Origin of the sequence: Actinomadura sp. NPDC000600, assembly GCF_040492135.1 — a bacterium.
Lineage (GTDB): Bacteria > Actinomycetota > Actinomycetes > Streptosporangiales > Streptosporangiaceae > Spirillospora.
Window position 1 is genome coordinate 76,700 of sequence record NZ_JBEUPD010000037.1, and the last position, 9,497, is coordinate 86,196.

At 73.0% G+C, this 9,497-nt stretch carries 10 protein-coding genes; 9 read left to right on the forward strand and 1 reads right to left on the reverse strand.

Going from position 1 to position 9,497, the window contains the following annotated elements; genetic code table 11:
• The first annotated feature begins 351 nt into the window (after positions 1 to 351).
• The 9 genes from ABWI07_RS36295 (at position 352) to ABWI07_RS36335 (ending at position 8,471) form a co-directional block, all read left to right on the forward strand.
• On the forward strand, positions 352 to 798 hold the full coding sequence (locus ABWI07_RS36295) for a helix-turn-helix domain-containing protein (RefSeq protein WP_141577646.1): 447 nt from the start codon (positions 352 to 354) through the stop codon (positions 796 to 798).
• 110 nt (positions 799 to 908) lie between these two features.
• On the forward strand, positions 909 to 1,253 hold the full coding sequence (locus ABWI07_RS36300; protein ID WP_149257863.1) for an NADH-quinone oxidoreductase subunit A: 345 nt from the start codon (positions 909 to 911) through the stop codon (positions 1,251 to 1,253).
• Complete coding sequence (locus ABWI07_RS36305; RefSeq protein WP_353821323.1) at positions 1,244 to 2,122, forward strand: hypothetical protein; 879 nt, start codon at positions 1,244 to 1,246, stop codon at positions 2,120 to 2,122. Before ABWI07_RS36300 ends, ABWI07_RS36305 begins: the two co-directional genes overlap by 10 nt.
• Positions 2,115 to 2,978 carry a complex I subunit 1 family protein gene (locus ABWI07_RS36310; RefSeq protein ID WP_149257861.1) on the forward strand — a complete coding sequence of 288 codons (864 nt, stop codon included), beginning with the start codon at positions 2,115 to 2,117 and terminating at the stop codon, positions 2,976 to 2,978. The genes ABWI07_RS36305 and ABWI07_RS36310 overlap by 8 nt, the downstream gene beginning before the upstream one ends.
• A gap of 62 nt (positions 2,979 to 3,040) precedes the next feature.
• The gene (locus ABWI07_RS36315) at positions 3,041 to 3,565 is read left to right on the forward strand and encodes an NADH-quinone oxidoreductase subunit J family protein (RefSeq protein ID WP_353821324.1); all 525 of its coding nucleotides are present in this window, start codon (positions 3,041 to 3,043) and stop codon (positions 3,563 to 3,565) included.
• Complete coding sequence (nuoK, locus tag ABWI07_RS36320; protein ID WP_353821325.1) at positions 3,562 to 3,867, forward strand: NADH-quinone oxidoreductase subunit NuoK; 306 nt, start codon at positions 3,562 to 3,564, stop codon at positions 3,865 to 3,867. Before ABWI07_RS36315 ends, nuoK begins: the two co-directional genes overlap by 4 nt.
• Positions 3,864 to 5,597, forward strand: coding sequence for a proton-conducting transporter transmembrane domain-containing protein (locus ABWI07_RS36325; protein ID WP_353821326.1), 1,734 nt, complete (start codon positions 3,864 to 3,866; stop codon positions 5,595 to 5,597). The genes nuoK and ABWI07_RS36325 overlap by 4 nt, the downstream gene beginning before the upstream one ends.
• Before the next feature lie 4 nt (positions 5,598 to 5,601).
• Complete coding sequence (locus ABWI07_RS36330) at positions 5,602 to 7,089, forward strand: complex I subunit 4 family protein (protein ID WP_353821327.1); 1,488 nt, start codon at positions 5,602 to 5,604, stop codon at positions 7,087 to 7,089.
• Complete coding sequence (locus ABWI07_RS36335; RefSeq protein WP_353821328.1) at positions 7,089 to 8,471, forward strand: NADH-quinone oxidoreductase subunit N; 1,383 nt, start codon at positions 7,089 to 7,091, stop codon at positions 8,469 to 8,471. The genes ABWI07_RS36330 and ABWI07_RS36335 overlap by 1 nt, the downstream gene beginning before the upstream one ends.
• 29 nt (positions 8,472 to 8,500) lie before the next feature.
• On the opposite strand, the gene ABWI07_RS36340 is transcribed toward ABWI07_RS36335, so the two are convergent.
• Positions 8,501 to 9,220 (reverse strand): alternative oxidase, encoded by a 720-nt coding sequence (locus ABWI07_RS36340; RefSeq protein WP_353821329.1) that lies wholly within the window; start codon positions 9,218 to 9,220, stop codon positions 8,501 to 8,503.
• Between the last annotated feature and the right edge of the window lie 277 nt (positions 9,221 to 9,497).

Genomic DNA, 9,497 nt, shown 5'->3' on the forward strand with positions numbered 1-9,497 from the left:
GTTGTCCGAGGCCATTGCCGGGCGGTGATTCGCGCTAGAGGGTGTTGGCACTTTTGTCGTGAATGCCGGATTAAATAATGCGCTTCATATTGGATTTCTCGGCGTGATGAAAATGGATGTCCTTGGCGGTTCGCGGCGACGGGAAACGGAAGCGGACCACTCGGTGGGCCGAAGGTCCGTGCGAATTTCAGGGCCAATTTCCTGTCTCCGGCTTCCGCGGACGTCCCGCTGCGGCCGGGGGAGCCGGTGCCCGGCTCGGGGGCCCGACGTCCCGTCCGGACGCATGTCCTTGGCTGACGAACGAGGATGTGGTCAACTTAAATCGCTGGCGATGGGGGGAGTGGGAGCCGAATGCAGCGTCATGCGGATGAGGTGCCGCCGGGAGCGTCGCTCGCCGAGAAGGTCGAGTGGCTGATCCAGAATCTCTGGCCGGCGGACGCGGACCCGCCGCGCAACAACGTGGAGACGGCCGCCGCCATCGCGCGCGCCACCGGTGAGGACATCTCCTCCACCACCGTGTGGAAGCTGCGCACCGGGCGGCAGGAGAATCCGCAGCTGAAGACGCTGACGGCGCTCGCCACGTTCTTCGGCGTGCCGATCGGCTACTTCGGCTTCGCCGGCGAGTCCGGGCCCATCGGCGAGGACCTCACGCTCAAGGCCCTGCGCCGGGACGTCGAGCAGGGCATCATCCGGCCCGAGGTGCTGCGCGCCCTGGTCGACCTGTCCCCGGAGGCCCGCTGGGTCGTGGACGAGATGATCCTCGCCGCCGCCGAGGCCGACCGCGTCCGCCACGCCTGACCCGGGGCCACGGCCGTCCCGGCGGCGGAACGGCCGGGCCGGAAGATGTTTCACCGGGGGACCGATCAGGTAGAGGGCGACTAGCAGGTGACCCGTACCCCGGAGGGGCAATGCCGCCGTTCGCCGCCGTCCTCTCGGTTCTCGGGCTGGTGGCGGCCCTGGTCGCCGGGGTCTACGCGGTCTCGTCCGCGGCGGCGCCCCGCGCGTTCGAGAGCGGGCCGTTCCTGTCGGGGGCGCGCCCGGCCGAGCACGCGGTGTCGCGCTACCACGTGCGCTGGTACACGGTGTCGATGGTCTTCCTCGCCTTCGACATGGAGATGGTCTTCATGTACCCGTGGGCGCTCGTCGTCGCGTCGATCGGCGTCAAGGCGGTCGTGGAGATGTTCGCCTTCCTGGCGCTGCTGCTGGTCGGCGTCCTCTACGCGTGGCGGGAGGGGGTGTTCCGATGGGCCTGACACGGTCCCCCGGCCTGAGGCGGCTCGCGGCGCCGCGCCCGTTCGTCGTCTCGGCGGCGGACGGCACGCGCGACCGCCTCGCGGTCGAACGCGCGCTGCGAGGCCGCCGGTGGCGTCCCGCCCTGTCGTCCGCCGAGACCGGGATGCTGGTGGTGTGCGGGAACCCCGGGCCCGCGCTGACCGAGGCCATCGACGTGGTCTGGCGCGACATGCCCGAGCCGCGCGTCCGCGCCTCGGCCCTCGACCTGGACGGGGAACCCGGGGGCCCGCGCCCCGCCCTGGACCTGGAGGCCGACATGGCCGACCGCGCCGACGACCGGGACGGCCTGAAGCTGGACGTCCTGCACGTGCCGCTCGGCCCCGTCCTGTCGTACTGGCCTGCGGGGTTGCGCGTGGACCTGACGTTGCAGGGGGACGTCGTCCAGGCGGCCGCGGTCGCCGCGGTCGACACCGGCGGCGGAACGTTCTGGACGGAGGAGCGCCAGGCCGCGTCGCGTCTCGACAGCCTCTCCCGGCTCCTGCGCGTGGCGGGCTGGGAGGCGGCCGGGGAGCGCGCGGCCGTGCTGCGGGACGAGGCGTTGGCCCGTGCTTCCGACGACGCGCTGGTGCGGCGGTTCGCGTCGTTCGCCCGGATGGTCGGGCGATCGCGCGCGCTGGCCTGGATGACGCGGGGCTTCGTGAAGGACCGGCTGGACGGCTGGCTGCGCGACATCGGCGCGGCCCTGGAGGGACGCCCCGTCCGGCCGCGCCAGAGCTGGGACGAGACGGCCGCCGTCCTGCCGGTGCTCCTCCAGGGGGCGGAACTGGCCCAGGCCCGGTTGATCGTCGCGAGCCTGGATCCCGACCTCGGGGCGGTCGCCGATGGTTGAGGTGCTGGTCCTCGGTGTCCTCGCGGCGGCGGCGGCGTCGCTCGGCGGCGCGTTCGCCGGGCGCCCGGCCGAGCCGTTCCGCGAGGCCGCGCGGCTGCTGACGACGCAGCGGCGTGTCACGGCGAGGGCCGACGTCCTGCTCACCAGGATCGGGGTCGTGTCGCTGCCGGTCGCGGCGGCGCTGGCGGCGCTGGTGGTGCCGCTCGGCGACCGCGTCGCGGTCGGGACGCGGATCGGCGTGGTCTGGTTCAACGCGATGGAGGTCGTCGCCTGGGGGTCGGTGTGGCTCGCGGGCTGGGGCGTCAACTCGGCGTTCGGCCTGGTCGGCGGCTACCGGTTCCTCGCGCAGGGGCTCGCCTACGAGCTGCCTCACATGTTCGCGCTCATCACCGCCGGGCTCGCCGCGCACTCGCTCGACCTGCGCGCCATCGGGCAGGCGCAGGACGGCCTGTGGTTCGCGGTCTGGATGCCGGTCGCGTTCGCCGTCTACCTGGTCTCGGCGGCGGCGATGGCGTTCTGGGGTCCGTTCGACCATCCCGTGGGCGACGACGTCGCCGGCGGCGTGCTGGCCGAGCTGTCCGGGCCCGACCGGCTCGTCTTCCTGGCGGGACGCTACGGGCTGCTGGCGGTGGCCTCGGCCGTCGCGGTCCCGCTGTTCCTCGGCGGCGGTGCGGGGCCGCTCCTGCCGGCGTGGCTGTGGTCGCTGCTGAAGACGTGCGCCGTCCTGTCGCTGCTGGTCTGGACGCGGCAGCGCCTGCCGGTGCTGCGCATGGACCGCGCCATGACCGTGGCGTGGACGGTCCTGATCCCGGCCTCGGTGCTGCAAATGCTCGTCGTCGCGATCGTCGTCGTATGAGGAGGTGTGTGGGAGGAGCGCACGTGGGGAGTCGCGCATGGACCGCGTGAGGAGGAAGCGCTGTGGAGGCCGTCGCGTTCTGGGTGCTGGCCGTCGCCGCCGTCGGGGCGGGCGTCACCGTGTTCGTCGTCGACTCGATGGCGCGGGCGACGTTCGCGCTGCTGGCGTCGTTCCTGTGCGTCGGCGGCGAGCTGCTCCTGATCGACCTGCACTACCTCGGCGTGCTGGTCGTCCTCATGATGATCATGGAGATGCTGGTGATGGCGGTCTTCATGGTCATGTACATGATGAACCCCGGCGGGCTGATGCCGATGACGATGCTGCACAACAAGCGCGGCGCGCTCGGCATCTCCGGCGCCGCCTTCGCGGCCCTGGCCGCCGGAATCCTCACCGTCCCCTGGCCGGAGCGGGCGGGCCGCGCGCCGCGCGATCCCACGGTGGCGCTCGGTGAGGCGATCATGGGGCCGAAGATGCTGGCCATGATGGTGATCGGCGTCGCCATCCTGGCCACCATGATCGCGTCGGTGGTGCTGGCCGCGCACCGGGGCCGCTACGACTCCCGGGGCGACGGGGACGGTGCGCGATGACGCTGGAGGCGTTCCTGCTGCTCGCGGCCGCGCTGTTCTGCGTCGGGCTGTTCGGGGCGCTGTCGCAGCAGTCGATCGTGATGCTGATGATGGGCCTCGAACTCATGATCAACGGGATCGTGGTCGCCGCCGCCGCGTTCTGGTTCTGGGTGTCGCCCGGCATGGCGGACGGGCAGGTGCTCGTCCTCGTCGCGATCACGGTGATGGCGCTGGAGATGGCGATGGGGTTCGCGGTCGTCACCGCCCTGTTCCGGGCCCGCGACGTGGACATGACCGACGACGCGGGAGACCTCAAGGGATGAGCGGACCGGGCCACGGCGCGTTCCTTCCCGGATGGCCGGGCGGGCTGGCGGTCGACGGGCTGTCCGCCGTCCTCCTCGTGACGCTCGCCGCCGTCCTGGCGGCGGTCCTCGCCTTCGCGGCGGGGGAAGGGTACGGCGCCCGCTTCCACGGCCTGATGCTGCTGTTCGCGGCGGCGATGGCCGTCACGGTGACGGCGACCGACCTGGTGCTGCTGCTGATGGGCTGGGAGGTCATGGGCGCGATGTCGTACGCGCTCATCGGCTACGAGTGGTCGGACGCGCGGCGGGTCCGGTCGGCCGGCGTCGCGTTCCTGACCACCCGCGCCGCCGACACGGGCCTCTACGCGGCGGCGGGCTTCGCGGTCGCCGGCGCCCACTCCCTGCGGCTGGACGACCTCGCCGCGGCCGGCACCCCCTGGCGGGACCTGATCGCCGCCGGACTCGTGGTGTCGGCACTCGGGAAGTCGGCGCAGCTCCCGTTCTCGTTCTGGCTGTCGCGCGCCATGGACGGCCCGAGCCCGGTGTCGGCGCTCCTGCATTCGGCCACGATGGTCGCTGCCGGCGCGTACCTGCTGATGCGCGTGCATCCGCTGCTGGCCGCGACCGGTTGGGCGGCAACGCTCGTGTGCTGGGCCGGGGCGGTGACCGCCCTGGTCCTGGGTGCCGTCGCGCTTGCGCAGCGCGACCTGAAACAGCTTCTCGCCGCGTCCACGTGCTCGCAGATCGGGTTCATGGTTCTCGGGGCGGGCGCCGGTGCGGTGGGCGGCGGGACGGCGCAGCTCGTCGCGCACGCCGCGGTGAAGAGCCTCCTGTTCCTCTGCGCAGGCGTGTGGCTGGGCGTGCTCGGGACGCGGCGATTGGACGCGTTGCAAGGCGCGGCGCGGCGCCACCGGACGGTCGGCGCGGCGTTCGGCGCCGGGGCGCTCGCGCTGGCCGGTGTCCCGCCGCTGTCGTTGTGGGTCACCAAGGACGAGGTCCTCGCCGGCGTCGGCGGCTCGCCCGCACTCCTCGCGGTGGGGCTCGCCGCCTCCGTCCTGTCGGCCGCCTATGCCGCGAAAGCGCTGCTCGCCGCGTTCCGTCCGGCCGGAGGCGGCGCCTTCCGGGTGCCGTTCCCGCAGCAGGCGCCGCTGGTCGTGCTGGCCTTCGCGGCGACCGTGCTCGGAGTGCTCGGCGTGCCCCCGGTCGCGGACGCCTGGCGGCGGATGCTCGGCGTGCCGGACGAGAGCGGGCCCGACCCGTGGCTGATCGCACTCTCCGGTGTCCTCGCCGTGGTCACCGTGGGCTCGGTCATGGCCGTCCGGCGGATCCCGGAACCCGGGTGGGCGGTGAACTGGCTCTGGCTGGAGAGCGCCGCGTCGGCCGGGGCGGTCCGTCCGGCGTTCGCCGCCGCGCGGGCGCTGGCCCGGTTCGACGAACGGGTGGTCGGCCGCGCCGCGGAGGCCGTGGTGGTCCGTCCGGCGTTCGCCGTCGCGCGGTTGCTGGCCCGCTTCGACGACCGGGTCGTTCACGGCGCGGTCCAGGGCGTCGCACGCGGCGGCCAAGCGGTCGCCGGGTTGGCCGGGCGCCGCGTCGAGTTCCGGGTGGACGGCCTCGTCGCCGCGGTCGGGCGCGCGGCCCGCGGGCTGGGCGCCCTCGCGCGGCGCCCGCAGACCGGACAGGTCCACATGTACTACGCCCAGGCCGCGGTGGTGCTCGCGGTGCTCGTCGTCGTCGCCGTCCTGGTCGGGTGAGCCCTTGCTGAATCTGGTGATCTTCCTTCCGCTGGCGGTCGCGCTCGTGCTGCCCGCCGTCCCGCGCCGCGCCGTCCCGTACACGTGGATCGGCGTCACCGTCCTGGACCTCGCCCTCGTCATCGGGATGTGGGTCGCGCACGGCACCGGCGGCGGGATCGCGTACGAGACGAACGTGCGGTGGATCCCGTCCGTCCGGGCCGGCTACCACGTCGGCGTGGACGGCCTGTCGCTGCCGCTGCTGGCACTGACCGCCGTCCTGTTCGCGGCGTGCGCCGTGTACTCGCTGCGGCACACGCACCGGGTGCGGGCCTTCGCGATCCTGTTCCTCTTCCTGGAGACAGTGTGCCTGGGGCTGTTCGCGGCCCTCGACCTGCTGCTGTTCTTCGTCTTCTTCGACCTGTCGATCGTCGGCATGTACTTCGTGATCCTGCTGTGGGGGCACGGGGACCGGTCGCGGTCGGCGCTGACGTTCTTCCTCTACACGTTCCTGGGGTCGCTCGTCCTGCTGCTCGGGTTCATCGGCCTGTACCTGGGCGCCGACCCCCACACGTTCGACATGGTCGAGCTGACCCGCACCCCGCCGCTGGCCGGACGGAGCGGGCTGGCGGCACTGACGCTCCTCGCCGTCGGGATCGGCCTCGGCATCAAGACGCCGGTCGTGCCGTTCCACTCCTGGCTGCCGCCCGCGCACGTCGACGCGCCCGCCGCCGGGTCGGCGGTCCTCGCCGGGGTCATGCTGAAGATGGGCACCTACGGGCTCGTCCGGATCGCGATGCCGATGCTCCCGGACGCCTGGCGCCGCTATGCCCTGGTGTTCCTCATCGTGGGACTGGTCGGCGTCCTCTACGGGGCCCTGGTCGCGCTGGCGCAAGACGACGTCAAGCGTCTCGTCGCGTACACGTCCGTCAACCACATGGGCTACATCGTTCTCGCGCTGGGCGCGGCCGGGTACGCCGCCGGCGACGCCGACGCGCGGCGGCTCGCCGTCACCGGCGCGGTCACGCAGATGGTCAGCCACGGCCTCGTCACCGGCGCGCTGTTCCTGCTGTGCGGCGTCCTGTACGACCGGGCGGGCAGCTACGACCTCGGGCGGTTCGGCGGGATCGCGCGCGGCGCGCCCGTCTTCGCCGCGCTGACCTCGGTGGCCGCGTTCGCCTCGCTCGGGCTGCCGGGCCTGTCCGGGTTCGTCGCCGAGTTCCAGATCTTCGCCGGGACGATCGGCAGCGGCACCGTGGCGACGGCCGTCACCGGCGCGCTGGCCGTCCTCGGCATCCTGGTCACGGCCGCCCTCTTCCTGCGGGTCCTGCACCGCGCCGTGGTCGGGCCGCCCGGCGAGCTGACCTCGCTCGTCACCGACCTGCGGCGCCCCGAACTGGCCGCGCTCGTCCCGCTGCTGGCGCTGTCGCTGCTCATCGGCGTCGCGCCGCGCGTCCTGCTCGACACGATCGAGCCGCTGTCGGCGGCCGTCGTCGGGCTGGTGGGCCGCTGATGAACGAGAACCCCGCCGACCTCGCCCCCGAACTGTGCGTGCTGGCCGCGGCCGTCGCGGGGCTGGTCGCCGGGATGTTCCTGCCCCGGGTGCGGCAGTGGCCGGTCGCGGCGGTCTGCTCGGCAGGGCTCGTCGCGGGGCTGGCCTTCGCGGGCGTCGCTGCGACCCGTCCGGCCCTCATGGCCTTCGACTCCTTCTCCGTCGACCCGATCACGCACGTCACCCGGATCACCGTGCTCGGCTCGACGCTCGCCGTCGTCCTGCTGGCGGCCGGGCAGGTCCGCGACCATCCGCGCGAGAGCGAGCACTACGTGCTGCTGCTGCTGTCCGCGCTCGGGACGATCATGCTCGGCGCCTCGTCCGACCTGCTGGTCCTGGTCGCCGCCTACCTGCTGGCGAGCATCCCCGCCTACGCGCTCGCCGGGTTCGGCAAGGACGCGCCCGGGACCGAGGCCGCACTGAAGTACTACCTGATGGGCGCGCTGCTGGGCGTGGTCATGCTCGGCGGCGTGGCGCTGCTGTCCGGGGTGGGGCGCGGCACCGCGTACCCGGTGCTGCGGACCGGGCTCGCGGACGCGCCCGCGGCGGCGGTCGCGGCGGGCCTCGTCGCGCTCCTCGCCGGGCTGCTGTTCAAGGCGGGCGCCGTCCCGGGCCACTACTGGGTGCCGGACGTGACCGAGGGCGCCCCGCCCGCCGTCGCCGCGTTCGTCACCACCGTCCCCAAGATCGGCGCGTTCGCCGCCCTCTACCGGTTCGGCGCCGAGACCGCCCCGGCCGGCTGGCCCGCCCTCCTCGCCGTGATCGCGGCGGCGACGATGACGCTCGGCAACCTCGCAGCGTTCGGGCAGGACAACGTCCGGCGCCTGCTGGCGTACTCGACCGTGAGCCAGGCGGGCTACCTGCTCGTCCCGGTCGCGATGGCGGGACGCACCGACCTGGCCCGCCCCGCGCTCCTGTACTTCCTCGCCGCCTACGCGGTGACGAACATGGGCGCCTTCGCGGTCGTGCTCGCCGCCGGCCGCGACGACCTGGCCGGGTACGCCGGGCTGCTGCGCGCCTCCCCGCCCCTCGGCCTTTCCCTCGTCGTCTGCCTGCTCGGCTTCGTCGGGACGCCGCCGACCGCCGTGTTCGTCGGGAAGGTCCTGATGTTCGGCGCCGCGCTGGACGGCGGTTACACGTGGCTCGCGGTGGTCGCCGCCGTGAACACGGTCGCCAGCGTCTTCTACTACCTGCGCTGGATCGTCCCGCTGTTCCGCCGCCCGTCCGGCGCGCCGCGCCGGGCGTCCGGCGCCACCGCGGCGGCCACCGCGGTCGCCACCGCCGCCGCGCTGCTCTCCCTGGCCCTCGGCATCGCCAGCGGCGCCGCCCTCGCCGCCTCCTGACCCGGCCGCGGCCACGCGTTCCGGCACCGTTAGTCCCGGAACCGGGGAGCCCGCATGTTGACCAGGCTGTCGAGCTTGTGGACCCGCTCGTCGTGGCCGATCTGGCGGAGCAGATCGGCCAGCGACCCGTGGTGCCCGTACTGGGCGGCGTAGGTCGAGGGCGCGAGGACGCGCTCCAGTTCGGGGTGCTCGGCGACGTACGCCATGTACTCGTGCTCGGCATGGTCCTCGAAGTCCGCGTTGAGCCGGTAGCTCATCTCGGGCCGCAGCAGGAACAGCAGCCACGACACGTGGTAGTAGAAGAACGCCACGAGCCACGGCGCCAGCCGGTGCAGCACGAACGACTGCTTCAGGCCGTCCCGCTGGACGATGTCCTGCAGGATCAGCAGGTGCCACTGCTCGTTGTCCTGCTCCTCGCGGGTCTCGACGATCCGCTCGTACACCCGCGTGGCGAGCGCGGAGCGCCGGCGGTGCCGCGACAGCGACAGGTAGCCCATCCGCTCCCACGCCTGATAGGGGACGCGGGCGATGAACTCCAGCATCGTGAACTTCACGAGCGTGCGCTCGCGGCCGTAGACCAGGTCCATCTGCTTGAACAGCATCCGGGCCAGGAGGCCGTGCTTCAGGCGCGGGCCTTGCAGGGTCTCGGTCTGCGCGGCGCGCAGCTCCGCGGGCGAGAGCTTCGGCGGACCGCCGTGGGGATGGACGGGGGCGTCGGGGCGAATGATGGTCTGCGTCGTGTTCGTCATGTCCATGATGCTGCGGGTACGGCACGCGGCCGGGCATCGGCCGTACAGCGGCACCTGTGCTACGACTCGCCGATCACAGCCGCCCTGGCCGCGTACCGCCCCCGGCGTAGGGGAGCACCCTGAGAACGCCTAGATCGTTGATGGGGGTTTTCTGAACCGCTGCGGGCATGACGAAGGGCGCTCATGATCAGTGTGTGAAGACAAACCTGGACGCCCTTCTGACCGCACTCTATGTCCATCTGGACGATCACGTCCTGCGGTCAGCCGACCGGCCGCG